Raw genomic sequence first — 15,508 nt, 5'->3', positions numbered from 1 at the left:
GCGCGAACGAATCGGCCTGCACGAGCACCTGCGCACCGCCCAGCTTCGCAAGATGGGGCTGCGGATGTTCTTCTCCCAGGACGGCAACACCGACATCGCCCGACGGATGGAATTGGGCAGTTCCAGCTTCGTACCCCAGGTGACTTATCAAATCGACCGCGGCAGGCTGGAAAACGAACTCCACCGCCAATGCGTGTCCGACGGCGTCGAAATCGTCTGCGGCCGAGCTCGATCCGTTGACTTCGGCCGCAACGGCAAGCCCCACACCGTGACCTTCCAAGACGACGACTCGACCACCAGCACCACGGCTCGCTGGGTGGTGGACGCCTCAGGGCGAAACCGCGCCCTGTCCCGGCAACTCGAACTGAGGCGCGCCACCGAGCATCACTGCAACGCCGCTTGGCTACGGGTCGCCGTCGAACTCGACGTCGGCCAGTGGACCACCGACCCGGCGTGGCACACCCGCCTGGTCGAGGGCGACCGCGCCCTGTCCACGAACCACCTGATGGGCGACGGTTACTGGGTATGGCTGATCCGGCTCGCCTCCGGCGCCACCAGCGTTGGTATCGTCGCAGACCCCGCGATTCATCCGTTCGACACCTTCAACACACTGCCCAAGGCCAAGGCATGGCTACGCGAACACGAACCCCAGTGCGCGGACGAGCTGGCCAGGCACGACGATCTGATCCGGGATTTCCGCGTGATGAAGCACTACAGCCACACCGCCGACAAGGTGTTCGACGGTCGCGAGAGGTGGTGCCTCACCGGCGATGCGGGGGTCTTCCTGGACCCGCTGTATTCCTCGGGACTCGACCTCGTCGCGATCGGCAACGGCCTCATCACCGACATGATCGTCCGCGATCTCGGCGGCGAGGACGTGGTAGCGCGAGCCGGGATCAGCGATTCTCTGTTCCGTTCCCTCACCCAGATGTGGATCGCGGTGTATCAGGACCAGTACCCGCTCATGGGCACCCCGAAAGTGATGTCGGCCAAGGTCATTTGGGACATCGCCTTCTATTGGGGGTTCATCGGGCTGCTGTACCGGAACGGAAAATTCGTGACGGTGGCGGACGATCCCGCGGTCGTGCCGCACCTCGATGGGCTCATCGAACTCAGCAACCGGGTACAGCGGTTCTTCCGCGAGTGGGCCGAGGTGGAGAGCAAAGATTCCCCGGTCGGATTCGTCGACCTGTACTCACCGCTGAACTTCATGGTCGCCCTGCACGAAGCCATGATGGGGCTCGCGCCGAACTTCGCCGAGCGGTTCGACGCAAACGCCCGAATGCTCCGTCATCTGGCAGGTCAGTTGGTCGAGACCGTTTTAGCGGACAAATCCCATATGTTCTGGGATGACGCCGTCGTGCGGCAAGTCCAGGCATGGCAGCGGGATCCGCTGTTGCGGGAGTTGCGATCGGTTTATCGGGACGAGCAGCCCACCAATCCGCTCAGCGGGGACTGGATCCTCACCGCGGTCCCTGAGCTACGACCAAGTTAAGTGGCAGGAGAAAATTCGACCCATCCATCGGCGTTGCGGCAACGAATTACCTTGGGCCGTGCCACGCACGGCGGCGAAGCCGACTACGACGGGGAGGGTACTTGATGGCCGCGCGACACGACTTGTTTTCGCAGCAGGATGTGCGGGAAAAGCATGAAGATGCGCGCTGACCGCCCCAGCCACCCACCATTGGCGATCGTGGGAATCGGATGCCGCCTACCGGGCGGCGCCAATTCCCCGGACGGCTATTGGAGCTTGCTGGGTGGTGCAACGGACGCAACCTGCGAGGTCCCCGAAACACGGTGGAATGCCGCGAGATTCCACGACCCGAAGCCAGGGAAAGTCGGAAAAATGGTGACCCGCCGCGGCGGGTTTCTCAGCGAGATCGATCAATTCGACCCCCAATTCTTCGGGATCTCTCCGCGCGAAGCGCACTCGATGGATCCACAGCAACGCCTCCTGCTGCTGGTTACGTGGGAGGCGTTAGAAGACGGCGGGATTCCGCCGGACGGTCTTGCCGGCACCGACGTCGGGGTGTTCATCGGCGGTTTCACCCTCGACTACCAACTCCTGCAGAACCAGGGGCACACCAGTCGCTACCGGTTCAAGGCGCATTCCGCCGCCGGAATGATGATGACGATGCTGGCGAACCGGATTTCGTTCGCCTTCGACTTCCGCGGACCAAGCATGACGATCGACACCGCGTGCTCGAGTTCGCTCGTTGCGGTGCATCTCGCGGCGCAGAGCATCTGGAACGGCGAAAGCGACCTCGCCCTCGCCGGCGGCGTCAACATCATGATTGGGCCCAACACCACGATCGCGGAGTCCAAGAGCGGGTTCCTCAGCCCGGACGGACGCTGCAAGGCCTTTGACGAGTCCGCCGACGGCTACGCCCGGGGGGAGGGTGGCGCGGTCGTCGTCATCAAACCCCTCGAACAGGCGCTGCGCGACGGCGACGAGATCTACGCCCAGATCCTCGGCACGGCCGTATCCCAAGACGGACGCACCGACGGCATCACCGTGCCGCGCGCGGAATCGCAACAGGCAGCGATTATTTCAGCACTGCGAAACGCCGGCGTCCAACCCGGCGAGGTCGGGTACGTTGAGGCACACGGCACCGGAACGCCCGTCGGTGACCCCGTGGAGATACGTGCCCTGGCTACCGCGCTGACTTCGGGCCGACCGCCGACCAAGCCGTTGTTGGTCGGGTCGGTCAAGACCAACATCGGCCACCTCGAGGCGGGCGCCGGAGTAGCGGGTCTGATCAAGACCGCCCTGGTGCTCAAGCACGGCTACGTCCCACCGCACCTGCACCTGAAAAACCCCAGCAGTCAACTGAGCCTCACGGATCTCAACATCGACATCCCACGGACGGGTCGCCGGTTCCCCGACGCCGAGCGGCGCATCGCCGGGGTCAACTCATTCGGATTCGGCGGCACCAACGCGCATGTGGTCCTGGCCGAACCCGCTGTCGAGTCATCCGTCTCGCCCGCGGCTACCGACGACGCGGCCGCGCTGTCGGTGCTGCCGATCTCGGCGCGCAGCGACGAAGCATTGATCGAGGCGGCTGGCCGGCTGGCGGCGCACCTCGAGGCACACCCCGAGGTCACGTTGCGGGATCTGGGCTATACGCTGTCGCAGCGGCGCGCCCACCTCAGTCATCGCCACACCCTGATCGCGGGCAGTATCACCGATGCGCGGGACCAGCTTCAAGCCCTCGCCGAAGGCGGACAGATCGCCTCGGGGCGGGCCTCCTCGACAGCTCCAAAGCTGGCGTTCGTCTGCACCGGGATGGGCCCGCAGTGGTGGCGGATGTGCCGCGGATTACTCGACGTGCTACCGACTTTCACCGAAAGCATCATGCGAACCGATCGCGAGCTTTCCCGGTACACGGACTGGTCCCTGCTCGAGGAACTACGCCGTGAAGAGACCAGTTCGCGGATGGGTGAAACCGACGTCGCCCAACCCGCGAACTTCGCGATCCAGGTCGCGCTGGCCGAACAACTGGGACAGTTCGGGATCCACCCCGATGCGGTAGTAGGCCACAGCGCCGGCGAAGTCGCGGCGCACTATCTCGCCGGGCTGCTCAGTTTCGAGCAAGCGGTCCACGTGATCTATCACCGGAGTCGATTGCAGCAGCGAACCCGCGGGCTGGGCCGCATGCTCGCCGTCGGCCTCGACGCCGAGTCGCTCATGCAGGCACTCGACGAGAAGACGCGGGATGAGTTCGGACACCGAGTATCCATCGCCGCGATCAACAGCCCGTCGGCGGTGACGATCGCCGGTGACGCAGAGGTTCTCGACGACATCGCGCGGCGGATGGACGACGCGGAGGTGTTCAACCGGTATCTCAACGGCAAGGTGCCCTACCACACCCACTACATGGAGGCGATCAAAGAGGAGCTGCATACCGCCTTTGAAGGACTGTCGTCCCGTCCGGCTGCCGTCCCGCTGTACTCCACGGTCACCGGCGACCGCCTGGACCGATACGCTGCCGGTGCCGCCTACTGGTGGCAGAACACTCGCGCCACAGTCCTTTTCGAGCCCGCGATCCGGCGGATGCTTGAAGACGGATACACCCATTTCGTCGAGCTCGGCCCGCATCCCGCACTGGCGTCATCCATCTTCGAGATCGCCGGAACCGAGCAACCGCTGGTCCTCGCCGCGCAGCGGCGCAATGACGACGACCTGCGCACGTTCCTGAATTGCGTTGGTGTACTGCACAGCAACGGCCACGAATTAGCGTGGGACGCCTTATATCCGCGCGCTCGGTTGCTGAAACTTCCCGCCTACCCCTGGCAGTCCAAGCGCTTCTGGAACGAAACTCCGGAAGCGGCTGAAGCCCTTTACTACCGGCCGGTGCACCCGTTGCTCGGCCAACCGGTCAGCGCGGTGCACCCCACCTGGGAAGTCGAGCTGAGTACCGCATTGATCCCGTTCCTCGACGATCACCGGGTACAGGGCAGCGTCGTGCTTCCAGCTGCGGCCTATGTTGAAATGGCCTCGGCCGCAGCGAAAGCGACCTACGGCTCAGACCTCGGTGTGGACAATCTGGTACTGCACCGCGCCGTCATCCTCGATGAGGCGTGCGATCCCGTCCTGCGAACCACGCTGCACGAAGACACCGGTGCCCTGGAGTTCGCCGCTTTCACCGCGACGAGCGACGGCGAGCTCAGGTGGACCATTGCGGCGACCGCCGAACTCGCCATGCGGCCGAGGATTCCTGGGCGCAGCAGCGTTCAGTACGGCGCGCAACCAGTGACCTCGATCGACGGCGCAGAGTTCTATGCCCGCACTCGCGCCATCGGATTCGACTACGGCGACTCGTTCCAAACCGTCAATGCAGTCACCGCCGGGGAAGACTGGGTCGTCGCCGATATCAGCATCCCGGCGCCGATCGCGGCCGAACTCGACGACTACGGCTTTCATCCGGCGCTGGTCGATGGAGCCTTTCAAACCCTGTTTGCCGCACCGCTTCTCGGACACAGTAGTGGCGACGGCCCGTACCTACCGGCACTCATCCGGCGAAGCTCCATCTACGGCTCACCCAAGGGCGATATGACCGTGCGCCTGCGTGTCAAGTCGGCAACTGCGGACGAGATCGAAAGCGACATCACCATTTGCGACCTCGGTGGGGAACCGTTAGCCGTGTTCGAAGGCTTCACGGTCCGATCGCTGAGCGCATCATCCCGACTGTCGCGGGAGAGCATCGATAGGGGGCTCTACGAGCTGCAGTGGGAACCGCTGCCGGAGCCCACCGACCGCCAGTCGGATGCGGGCACCCCGTCGTCCTGGTTGGTCTTCGTCGATCACGGCGGAGTCGGCGCCCGAATCGCGCAGCAACTGCAACGCGATGGCCACCCCGTGCGCACCGTCACGCACCAAGCCGTCGACGAAATCACCGAACTTGGCAGCGGATACGCGATCAACCCGGGCCGGCCCGAGCAATTACGGGCAGTCTTCGATTCGCACTTCGCTGGGGGGTGCGAGGCCACAGGTGTCGTCAACTGCTGGCCGCTGGACCTCGGGACGGATGTCGACGACGAAGAGACCTACCCGCTGGGTGTCCTGACGGTCCTGCACATCGCCAAAGCCCTGGCCGCCCACGACACCGTCGCGTCCCGCTTGTACCTGGTCACCGCCAACGCTCAACCGGCACTCGGTACCGAACCGTTGGCCGTGAACCAGGCTGCGATCTGGGGCTTGGGCCGTGTCATCGGCCACCAGGAGTTCGTCGAGCGGTGGGGTGGACTGATCGATGTAGACGACGCCGACGATCTCGACCAGACCGCGGCGCGGGTCTGCCGGCACCTTCTCAACAGCCACCACGAGGATCAAATCGCGATCCGCGGCGAGGCCGTCCTGGTCCCGCGGCTGCGCCCCAGCATCAACCTGACCCGACCGTTCCCCACCAAGCTCAGTCCTGACGCGACCTACGTCGTCACCGGCGGAACCGGCGCGCTGGGCCGCGCCGTCGCCACGTACCTGGCCGAACGCGGGGCGCGACACATCGCCTTACTGAGCAGAACGGCCCTACCGTCCCGCGAACATTGGGCGTCGATGACCGAAGACGGTCCGCACTACGCGGCGGTGGACACGGTCCGGGCCATCGAGCGGCTTGGCGCGCACGTGAGCACGCCGAGTGTCGACGTCACCGACATCGATCAGGTGCGTGGGTGGTTAGCCCAGCACGTCCGCGACGGGGGCCGCCCGGTTCGCGGCGTCATCCACGCGGCCGGATCGGTGCACGATCAGCTGCTGGTGAACGTGACCGAGGAAGACTTCGTAAAGGTGCTGGCTCCCAAGGTCACTGGTACGCGCAACCTGCACGAGGCGTTCGCGGACCACGACCTGGAATTCTTTGTCATGTTCGGATCCGCGGGATCGGTGATCGCCGCACCCGGCCAGGGCAACTACGCCGCCGGCAACGCCTTCCTCGACGCATTCGCCTATTACCGACAGGCGCAGGGGCTGCCGGCGCTCACCATCGGGTGGGGGCCGTGGTCGGTGGGAATGGTCGAGGAACTCAACCTGGAAAACGTGTACGCGATGCGCGGTATCGAGCTGATCACACCCGCGGCGGGAGCTCGGATCCTCGACCGGCTGATCAACCAACGGACACCCAATGTCGTTGCCATCAACGCGGACTGGGGCCGGGCCCGCCAACTCCTGGGCGGACATTTGCCGGCGATGTTCGCCGCACTCGACGCCGCGATCGCCGATGCGGCCGTCGATTCCGATGCATCGATACTCAGCGTGCTCGCGGGCACGCCCGAATCGGAGCGTCTCGCCGTGGTCAAGGAGCACGTCGAGCGGCTGGTCGCGGCCGTATTCGACTGTTCGGTCGACGATTTCGCCTCCGATGCGATGCTGGACGACATCGGTCTGGATTCGATGATGGCCATGGACTTCCGGGTCCGGATCAACACGGCGTTCTCGATCGACCTGCCGGTGCTGGAAATTCTGAAGGGCGTCAGCGTCGACTCGCTTTCCGTGCGAGTGCTCAACGAACTCGAAGCGATCCACAGCGAGGAGCCCGCACCCACCGCACCCGTGGCGCAACCCGCCGCACCAGAGAACGACGTCGAGCGATTGATCGACGACCTGTCGGAAGCAGACCTCCGCGAACTGCTCGCCGAACTCGAAGGTGGCGCCGCATCGTGACCAACGGCTCGGCACCCGCGATCCATGTGCGAGGCCTGTCCAAGGCGTACGGCAAGCGACCCGCGGTGCAGGAATTGGATCTCGATGTCGGCTACGGCGAGATCTTTGCGATCCTGGGTCCCAACGGTGCCGGTAAGTCCACGACGATCGAGATATTGGAGGGCAACCGGACTCGCGATGCCGGGGAGGTGCGAGTTCTGGGCGAAGATCCCGGGACCGCGGGCCGGGGTTGGCGGGCCAGGATCGGCATTGTGCTACAAGAGGTCAGCGACGCTGGGATGCTCACGGTGGGCGAGACCGTGCGAATGTTCACCAGTTGTTACGGCACCGCCCGGGACCCCGAGGAAGTCTTGGAGCTCGTCGGACTCGAGGCGCTCGGGGCCACGCGGGTGCGGGCCCTGTCCGGCGGGCAACGGCGTCGGCTCGATGTCGCGTTGGGCATCATCGGCATGCCCGAACTGTTGTTCCTGGACGAACCCACGACCGGGTTCGACCCGGAGGCCAGACGTCAATTCTGGGAATTGATCCGGCTTTTGGCGTCCGACGGCACGACCATCCTGCTCACCACTCACTACCTCGAGGAAGCCGCGGCTCTGGCAGACCGGGTCGCGGTGATCGCCGCCGGGCGGGTGGTTGCCGTTGATTCACCGCTGCAATTGACCGGATACGTGAGTTCTGCCGCGACGGTCCGATGGATCGAGGGCGACGAAATTCACGAGGAACAGACCGATTTCCCGACCGAGTTGATCCGGCGGCGCAGCGCCGATGGACGCGAGCTGGCTCAGTTGACGATCAGCCGACCGACGCTCGAGGACGCCTATCTGCGTCTGATCGGAATGACGTGATGGCCGTGGACCGCGCCGCCCCGGACCTGGCGCCGCGTCACCGCGCGGCAACGCCGCCGGCCCAGCTGCCCTCACCGCTGCGCATCGGATTGTCCCGCGTCATCCCGGAATTGAAGATGTTCTACCGCCGACCGGAACAGGTGGCGCTGACGTTCTCGATGCCCGCGGTGATCTGTGTGCTGCTGGGTTCGATCTTCTCGACGAAGTTGCCCAACAGCGACACCAGCACCGGTGCGGTGATCGCCGCGAGCATGCTCGCCTACGGCATCCTGTCCACGTCGTTCATCAACCTGGGCATCAGCATCGCCGCCGACCGAGACACCGGCGCACTGCGACGGCTGCGTGGCACCCCGACGACGGCGTCGTCCTATTTCATCGGCAAGATCATGCTGGTCGCCATCGTCACTTTCGCCGAGGCGGTCATTCTGCTGCTGGTCGGCGTCTTGGTGTTCAAGCTGCGCCTCCCATCCGACGTGTTCGGCTGGTTCACCCTCGCGTGGGTATCGCTGTTGGGCATCGTCAGCTGCGCACTGCTGGGCATTTTCATCAGCAACCTGGCCAGCAACGCCGTCTCGGCCGCGGTCATCACGAATGGGCCGGCGGTGGCCCTGCAATTCCTGTCCGGGACCTACGTGCCGCTGATGGCGTTACCGGCGTGGATGTTGATGGTTGGCTCGGTGTTTCCCGTCAAGTGGATGGCACAGGGGTTCAGGTCGGTGCTGTTGCCGCCGGAAATGGTGATGTTCGAGCCGGCCGGCAGCTGGGAGCACTGGCGAATCTTCCTGGTGCTCGCGGCCTGGAGCATCGGTGGCTTGATCGGCTGCCTCGCCGTCTTCCGCTGGTCGGACACCAACTGAGCTGACGGCGCCTACCGGGCTCAGCTGAACCGGATGTCAACGGTTGCCAGGCCGAAGATCTTCTTTCCTGCCGATTTCGCGCCGACCACGATGACGCCGGTGCGGGCGTCTGGGTCCAGCGATTTGATCCGGCCGCTGAACTCGATGTCGGCGCCCTCGGCGGCCGACACGATCGCGGGAGCCGACAAGCGGACCGCGTAACGGGTCACCGCGCCCGGGTCCCCCGACCAGGCGGAGACGAATCCGGCGCCCAATCCCATCGTCAGCATGCCGTGGGCGATCACGTCCGGCAGCCCGGCCAGTTTGGCCAGGTTCTCGTCCCAGTGGATCGGGTTGGCGTCACCGGCCACTCCCGCATAGTTCACCAGGTCGCCGCGGGACAAGCGAGCGTGGTGCACCGGCAGCTCGTCGCCCACCTGGACGTCTTCGAAGGGCCGCGTGCCCGGGGTGCGAGTCCCGCTTCCCCCGGAGATCTGCACCTGTCCCTCGGGACGCACCGTCTTCTGGTAGCTGGCCTCGGACTCGCTGATTTCGATGATGTTGAAGTCATGCATCATCGCGTTCTGCACCGCGGACTTGATCGCCGGGTCCACGTCCTCCGCGGTGACGCCGACGACCGTGGTGTGCAGGGTGTGCACCCGCTCCCCGGCGATGTCGGTGAAGGTGTTTGTCACGGTTATCAGGTCGCGGCCGGCAATCCGGCGCACCGAGGTCAATTCGACGTCGACGTGCAACTCGTCACCCGCGACGATCGGGCGGTGCTGCTCGAAGACTTCCTCGGTCTGCACGTAGGTGTCGTATCCGACAACCACCGATTCGAACATTCGGCGATTGCATGCCATCCCGGGCACCGAGGTGAACGTCAGCGGCGCCACCAGTTCCGGATAACCCAGTTCGGCGGCCGCGGCGACATCCCAATGTGCGGGGTGATAGTCCTGCACCGCACGGGCGTACTCGCGAACCTTTTCGCGGCCGACCAGGTACGTGCCGTCCATTTGGTAGTGGTGGCCGACCCGCGATTCGAGCGCCGACGGCGTTGCTGCTGTCATGCCAGCACAGTAACCCCCGGGCACCAGGACGATACGCGCACGGGTTTCTCCAATTGCGGCATCTGGTCGCTCGCGGGGTGCCGGAGCGGGTATAAGAGCTATCAGACCCCGTCACCGAAGACGCCTAGAGGAGAACAGCCATGCAGTCCGTCAAGGGAGTCAACGTCCTAGTCACCGGAGCCGCCATGGGCCTCGGCAAGCTGTTCGCCACCCAGGCGGTGAAGGAGGGTGCCGCCGCGGTGGTCCTCTGGGATGCCAACGAAGCCGCATTGAAGGAGACCGCGGCCGAGTTGGAAGCGGCGGGGGGCACGGTCCATTACGAAACCGTTGATGTCACTTCACAGGAGGTGGTGGCCGAGGCCGCCGAGCGGACGCGCGCCAGCGTCGGGACGATTCACGTGCTGTTCAACAACGCTGGCATCGTGCGCGGCAACGGCTACTTCTGGGAGAACCCACCACGGGACTTCCTGCTCACCATGGAGGTCAACTCCATCGGCCCCATGCTGGTACTGCGCGAGTTCCTGCCGGCGATGGTCGAATCGAACACACCGTGCCGCGTCGTCAACATCGCATCCTCGGCCGGTCTGAACGCCATCCCTCGCATGGCCGCATATGCCGCTTCCAAGTGGGCGGCGATCGGTTTCTCCGACTCCGTGCGCCTGGAGCTCGAACAAGCCGGCCATGACCACGTCAAGGTGACCACCGTCTGCCCGACCTACATCAACACCGGCATGTTCGAGGGCGCCAAAGGCATCCTGTTCACTCCGATGCTCGAGCAGGAGGACGTTGTAGAAGCCACCTGGTCCGCGATGCTCAAAGGCCAGCCGTTCGTGGTGATGCCGTGGACGTCGAAGATGAACAAGGTGCTCAGCGCCATACTGCCGATTCGGTTGCGTGACATCTATCTTCGTCGGGTCGGCGTCTACAACTCGATGGATGAATTCAAGGGTCACTGAGCCCGCGGGGGCATCGGGTGAGCCGCCGGCTGGTCGGCACGATCGACCTCGCCGACCTGGATACACTGTGCGAACTTCGCGGTGCTGAATTCCTGCCGTATCCGCTGATGCGCGAAGGCGGTTCGCCCGGACCCGAGGCCCCGTCGTCGGTTGCCGCCCGCTTTGACGACGGTGACTTGCGGGTCTTTCGCGGCTGGATCGAGACGCAGGCAAACGCCGACGTTTGGGTGGAGTGCCGGGTGCTGTACCGCGACGACGACATCCCGGACACCCGATTGTCGGCGTGCCGTTCCACAGGGCTGGGCTTCCTGGCCGCACAGCAGCCCGGCCAAAACCTGGTGGATGTCTATGAACTGTCACCTCCCGACATCGCCGCGGCGATAGCGGACGGGATGCGGCCCAGCGGTCCCGGTTCCCACCCGCACGTCGTTATCCCGAAATACGTCAACTACTTCCGCGAATCGGCAGCCGAGTCCGGCGGCTTCGACGATCTCGACGATGAAGACGACTACGACGTCATCGTTCGGGCGGACCGTCCCGCGCTGGAACAAGCGGCCACGGTACGAGACGCGGATGTCCTGGCGCTCGCCACCGTTCAGTCACGCTGCGAACCCGCCCGCGCGTGGGGTGTCGACTGGGCGAAGGACTTCCTGGTCTGGGTACAACTCGATGGCGACGGTGATTACATCTACGACGCCGATTTCCAGCACGCGGTGCCTGCGACTCATGAGACATTGCGAAATCGGATCGAGGCACTGATCGAGGCGGACCTGGCGGAATCGCGGCGGCGCGGAACCCGTTGATCCGCGGCCTATTCCGCGGTCAGAATGGCCGGGAAAGGGGTCCGGTCGCGAGGTATCTCGGCCGGGAAGCACGGGGACGTCGCCTTGAGGCTCGGCGGTTCACCGGGCCGCGCCCTGGCTTCGATCTGCAGGCTGTACCCGTCGGGGGCGTAGCCGAACCGGTTGGGCTTGTAGAAGCCGTCTCGTTCGTAGACGTGCCAGCCCCAGCGTCTCCAGATGTCGCCGGCGCTGGCAACGAGGGAGTCGGTGGGGGTGCCGGGGGGCGGCTTCAGGTCCCCAATCGTGGTGAATTCCTCGGGCGGGTTACCGGTGGTGTCGTCCTTGCAGGGGACAGTGTTCGTGCCGCCGCTGTAGCGGGTCGCATCCAGGGTGGTTCCGGGGGGAAGCTCTCGCAAAGTCCGTCGCAGGTAACCGATTACCGTGTCCTGCGCCTGCTGCTGACTGACCGGGACGACAGGCTGCAGCTTCCAGCCCGGCGGCGGTGGGGGCGTGGATGTCATCGGTGGTCCTCCCAGGGGGGTAGCTCCGGACGGTGTTGGCGGGCCCAGTGGGGCGTCGTGCCCACATCCGCCCACAAGCAACGCCACGGCGGTTGCGCTGGCGCCGAGTTTCGTTGTGATTCCCCGGTTTCGGCTCATCGTCCCGGCTCCACTCCGTTGGGGCCGATCACCTGCGGCGGTGGCACCCCGGCGATGACGGCGCCCATGTTGGCCAGCGCAGGATTTCCGGCGTTCCAATAACTGCTGTGCGCCTCGACATTGGGGAGAAGTCCGAACGGGCCGAAACCGGGCCCGGGATCCGCCAAGAGCGCGGTTGCTCCGAAATCGGATCCCTTGGGATCGGGGCCCAGGGTCAATCCGGTGACCAGGTCGATCGGGTCGTTCCACGCCCGGATGGCGAACACCTTCGCTCCCGGGTCCAGGCTCAGGTCGCTGGCGTGGTCGACCAGCATTCCCGGGCTGCCCACGGCGATCACGTTGTTGGCATCCAGGTGATGCCCGCCGGATGCGGCCGCACCGACTTGCGTTGAGCCGTAACTGTGTCCGACCACGGTGTCGATCGACGGTGCGCCGACGTGGGACGCGCGCTGCCCGCTTTGGAATGATTCCAGGGCGCCTGCGCCGGCGCGGGCCGGATCGGGCCAGGCCGCCTCGGTGAGGTCCATCGGCCGGTCGTAGCCCATCCAGGTCGTCACTGCCACGTCGCCGGGGCCAAGGCTGGTGGTCGACTGCAGCGCGGCGTTGTACATAGCAAGCGACTTCCTGTCACTGCCGTTGAAGGTCGCCATATCCTGTCCGGTTCCGGGTACCAGGATGGCGTTGCGGGAGGCCGTGTCCGGGTTGCCGATCGCCACCGCGGCATGCCCGTTCTCGTCGATGATGCCGAGATAGCGCTTCGGCCCATCGGTACTGCCTAACGTGCTCTGCACCGCTCGGTAGCCGTCGAGGTTGTGCCGGGCGGTGAGTAGTTGCGGCGCCAGCACCGCCAGCTGGTCAGCTGTCGAGCCGGTGTGGTCGCCCATATACTGTTGGGCGGCAAGCGTATTCACCTGCTTCTGTAGGCGATCGACATCTGCCGCAGTGTGCTGTTCGAGCTCCGCGAGGTGCTGGCGGTTGTAGTGGTCCCTACCCAGGTGATCTTCGGGATCCCACGGCATCCCGGGGTGGTTGCCGATGTTGTGGTCTTGACTGTAGAGCCAGTCCTTCTCCTCCGGGGTCAGCTGTTGCCACAGGTCGTGGAATGCTTTCGGATCCTCCGGTAGCGGCTTGGACAGCGCGTCCTGGATGTGCGGCCGCCCATCGTGCGGAGGATGTCCCGCGGCAACCGGATTGAGGTTGGCCGCCAACCCCTTTCGGTCGCTGTCCAGCTGCCGCGCCACCGCCGAATCGGACTCCCACCATCTGTTCGCGGCGACCCTGATGTCCCTCTCAAAATTGTCGCGGTCCTGGGTACGTTTGGGATCCGGTGCGCCGTTTGCCTGTTTCCTGGTGTCGGTGACCGACAGGTCGTCGTTGACGCGAAACCCGTTGGCCTCGGCATCGGCGATCTTGGAGCGCACCTCGTTGAGCCTGGGGATCACCGAGCTGTGGATGTCGTTTGCGGCTCGGTCACCCATCGCGTCGATGGCGTCGCGCAGCCGGTCGATCGCCGCGTAATCCTTCTCGGCCATGGTGACGGCCGCGTCTCTGGTGGCACCCGACCATGGCTGGCCGCCCGGAAACGTGACCAACTGCCGGTACGAGTCGGCGTGGCCGGCCATGTCTTTCGCCGACTTCTTCCAGGCATCCACCATCCCCAGCACGCCCTGCGGATTGGCGGCGTCGATCTGCCTGCGCGTGACCATCTGAGGTGTCTCCTCAGCTCCCGGGCGCCAAGGTGCCTGCGCTCTCGATCACCGCCATCAGATCGCCCTCGGTGCGCGCAAATGCGTTGCGGGCCTGCTCAATCAGATCCCCCACCGTGGTGAATCTGTCGGCAACCACGGTCTGCAAATCCGGAATCGTTTCATAACTCACCGCGCGCGCCGCAACCAGCGAGGGCGAGTCGACGGCGGCATCCGGGACAGCACCGGCGGATGGACGATGGGCGACCATCCGCAGCACCTCACCCAGCGTCTGCAACTCGGGGCGTAATCGTCCCAGCGCCTGCAGTTCGAGCTCCAACTGCGTGGTCATCCGCTCAACCCCCCTCGGTTTCCAGGACTTAACGAACCCTAACAGCGGGTTCGGCGAAATTAGCGCGCCGATTCGAGGCCGACCGTGCGGGCTTGACAACGTACAACCAGTTGGTTGTATGTTGAGGTGGTGACTGTGGATGCCGAGGGCCGGGCGGACGCCTTGTTCCAGGCGCTTGCCGACCGGACCCGGCGCGACATCATGCGCCGGGTGCTGACCGGAGAGCATTCGGTTTCCGCGCTCGCGATGAATTACGAGATGAGTTTCGCTGCGGTACAGAAGCACGTCACGGTCCTGGAAAGGGCCGGCCTGCTGACCAAGCGTCGCAAGGGTCGCGAGCAGTTGGCCAGCGGTGACGTGGCGGCGGTGCGGTCGGTGGCGTCCATGCTCACTGAGCTGGAACACCTTTGGCGTGATCGGGTTGCGCGCATCGACGAACTCATTGCAGCCGATGCAACCAGGGAGGACTGAACCATGCCCGTGACCGACGTCCAACACGACCTAGAGAATCTGACCTTGACCATCATCGCCGACTTCGCCGCGCCGGTGCGCCGCATCTGGCAGGTCTACGCCGACCCGCGTCAGTTGGAGAAGGTCTGGGGACCACCGTCTCATCCGGCGACCGTGGTCGACCACGACCTGCGGCCCGGTGGCCGCATGACGTATTTCATGACCGGTCCGGAGGGGGAGAAGTACGCCGGGTACTGGAAGATCACCGCCGTCGACGAGCCGAGGAGCTTCTCTTTCGACGACGGCTTCGCCGATGAGGACTTCAACCCCAACCCGGATTTGCCGGTCTCGACGAACGTTTACACCTTTGCCGAGCACGACGGCGGGACTCGCGCGACCTTCGTCAGCACGTTTGCCTCCGCCGAGGCGCTCCAGCAGGTACTGGACATGGGAGTGATCGAAGGAGCGACGTCGGCGATCAACCAGATCGACGACCTGCTCGCCGCCTGACCTTACGCCACAAGCGGTTTCGGGTCGTCGATCACCGAGTAATCGCTGGCGTCGCCCTGGATTGCGCGGCTGCGTTCCCCGCGCACGTTCACCGGGATGTCGCCGGCCAGCGTGATTCGGTGCACTCGGCGCGGTTGGTCGCCGAAGTCCGAGACGGCGTAGTGCTGGGTGGCGCGGTTGTCCCACATCGCGACGTCGCCGAGT

13 protein-coding genes are annotated in these 15,508 nt (G+C 65.1%); 8 read left to right on the top strand and 5 right to left on the bottom strand.

What is annotated here, in order from left to right; translation table 11 throughout:
* From A9X01_RS14690 to A9X01_RS14675, 4 genes are all read left to right on the top strand, one after another.
* The coding region (locus tag A9X01_RS14690; RefSeq protein WP_065121473.1) for an NAD(P)/FAD-dependent oxidoreductase at window positions 1-1,495 on the top strand (1,495 nt) is incomplete at its 5' end.
* A gap of 138 nt (window positions 1,496-1,633) precedes the next feature.
* Window positions 1,634-7,159, top strand: coding sequence for a type I polyketide synthase (locus tag A9X01_RS14685; RefSeq protein WP_366663642.1), 5,526 nt, complete (start codon window positions 1,634-1,636; stop codon window positions 7,157-7,159).
* Entirely contained in the window at window positions 7,156-8,004 is an 849-nt protein-coding gene (locus tag A9X01_RS14680) for an ABC transporter ATP-binding protein (protein ID WP_155772097.1), read from the top strand. The genes A9X01_RS14685 and A9X01_RS14680 overlap by 4 nt, the downstream gene beginning before the upstream one ends.
* A complete protein-coding gene (locus A9X01_RS14675; RefSeq protein ID WP_172832519.1) occupies window positions 8,004-8,861 on the top strand; it encodes an ABC transporter permease in 858 nt (285 codons plus the stop codon). The genes A9X01_RS14680 and A9X01_RS14675 overlap by 1 nt, the downstream gene beginning before the upstream one ends.
* A gap of 20 nt (window positions 8,862-8,881) precedes the next feature.
* Here A9X01_RS14675 and A9X01_RS14670 read toward each other — a convergent pair whose 3' ends face one another.
* Window positions 8,882-9,910 (bottom strand): fused (3R)-hydroxyacyl-ACP dehydratase subunits HadA/HadB, encoded by a 1,029-nt coding sequence (locus A9X01_RS14670; RefSeq protein WP_065121472.1) that lies wholly within the window; start codon window positions 9,908-9,910, stop codon window positions 8,882-8,884.
* Between the two features lie 140 nt (window positions 9,911-10,050).
* On the opposite strand from A9X01_RS14670, the gene A9X01_RS14665 reads away from it, so the two are divergent.
* Entirely contained in the window at window positions 10,051-10,866 is an 816-nt protein-coding gene (locus tag A9X01_RS14665; RefSeq protein ID WP_065121471.1) for an SDR family NAD(P)-dependent oxidoreductase, read from the top strand.
* 17 nt (window positions 10,867-10,883) lie between these two features.
* Window positions 10,884-11,669, top strand: a complete 786-nt coding sequence (locus A9X01_RS14660; protein ID WP_065121470.1) for an ESX secretion-associated protein EspG — start codon at window positions 10,884-10,886, stop codon at window positions 11,667-11,669.
* A gap of 8 nt (window positions 11,670-11,677) precedes the next feature.
* On the opposite strand, the gene A9X01_RS14655 is transcribed toward A9X01_RS14660, so the two are convergent.
* The 3 genes from A9X01_RS14655 to A9X01_RS14645 form a co-directional block, all read right to left on the bottom strand.
* The gene (locus A9X01_RS14655; protein ID WP_253849133.1) at window positions 11,678-12,169 is read right to left on the bottom strand and encodes a hypothetical protein; all 492 of its coding nucleotides are present in this window, start codon (window positions 12,167-12,169) and stop codon (window positions 11,678-11,680) included.
* A gap of 134 nt (window positions 12,170-12,303) precedes the next feature.
* On the bottom strand, window positions 12,304-14,013 hold the full coding sequence (locus tag A9X01_RS14650; RefSeq protein ID WP_065121468.1) for an alpha/beta hydrolase: 1,710 nt from the start codon (window positions 14,011-14,013) through the stop codon (window positions 12,304-12,306).
* A 13-nt stretch (window positions 14,014-14,026) separates the two neighbouring features.
* Window positions 14,027-14,344 (bottom strand): hypothetical protein, encoded by a 318-nt coding sequence (locus tag A9X01_RS14645; RefSeq protein WP_065121467.1) that lies wholly within the window; start codon window positions 14,342-14,344, stop codon window positions 14,027-14,029.
* A 129-nt stretch (window positions 14,345-14,473) separates the two neighbouring features.
* Here A9X01_RS14645 and A9X01_RS14640 point away from each other — a divergent pair, with 129 nt between their 5' ends.
* Complete coding sequence (locus A9X01_RS14640) at window positions 14,474-14,815, top strand: ArsR/SmtB family transcription factor (RefSeq protein WP_065121474.1); 342 nt, start codon at window positions 14,474-14,476, stop codon at window positions 14,813-14,815.
* 3 nt (window positions 14,816-14,818) lie between these two features.
* A complete protein-coding gene (locus A9X01_RS14635) occupies window positions 14,819-15,304 on the top strand; it encodes an SRPBCC family protein (RefSeq protein ID WP_065121466.1) in 486 nt (161 codons plus the stop codon).
* Between the two features lie 2 nt (window positions 15,305-15,306).
* Here A9X01_RS14635 and A9X01_RS14630 read toward each other — a convergent pair.
* Window positions 15,307-15,508 (bottom strand): TauD/TfdA dioxygenase family protein (locus A9X01_RS14630; protein ID WP_172832518.1); only part of this gene is annotated, 202 nt, incomplete at its 5' end.

The organism is Mycobacterium asiaticum (assembly GCF_001668675.1).
GTDB lineage: Bacteria > Actinomycetota > Actinomycetes > Mycobacteriales > Mycobacteriaceae > Mycobacterium > Mycobacterium asiaticum_D.
Note: the sequence above shows the minus strand (reverse complement) of the source record. Positions and strands in the feature narration are given on the sequence as shown.

Excerpts from the sequence above, each read along its gene's own strand:
- A9X01_RS14655 (WP_253849133.1), bottom strand. The coding sequence starts at position 12,169 with ATGACATCCACGCCCCCACCGCCGCCGGGCTGGAAGCTGCAGCCTGTC.
- A9X01_RS14670 (WP_065121472.1), bottom strand. The coding sequence starts at position 9,910 with ATGACAGCAGCAACGCCGTCGGCGCTCGAATCGCGGGTCGGCCACCAC.
- A9X01_RS14635 (WP_065121466.1), top strand. The coding sequence starts at position 14,819 with ATGCCCGTGACCGACGTCCAACACGACCTAGAGAATCTGACCTTGACC.
- A9X01_RS14665 (WP_065121471.1), top strand. The coding sequence starts at position 10,051 with ATGCAGTCCGTCAAGGGAGTCAACGTCCTAGTCACCGGAGCCGCCATG.
- A9X01_RS14650 (WP_065121468.1), bottom strand. The coding sequence starts at position 14,013 with ATGGTCACGCGCAGGCAGATCGACGCCGCCAATCCGCAGGGCGTGCTG.
- A9X01_RS14645 (WP_065121467.1), bottom strand. The coding sequence starts at position 14,344 with ATGACCACGCAGTTGGAGCTCGAACTGCAGGCGCTGGGACGATTACGC.
- A9X01_RS14685 (WP_366663642.1), top strand. The coding sequence starts at position 1,634 with ATGTGCGGGAAAAGCATGAAGATGCGCGCTGACCGCCCCAGCCACCCA.
- A9X01_RS14675 (WP_172832519.1), top strand. The coding sequence starts at position 8,004 with ATGGCCGTGGACCGCGCCGCCCCGGACCTGGCGCCGCGTCACCGCGCG.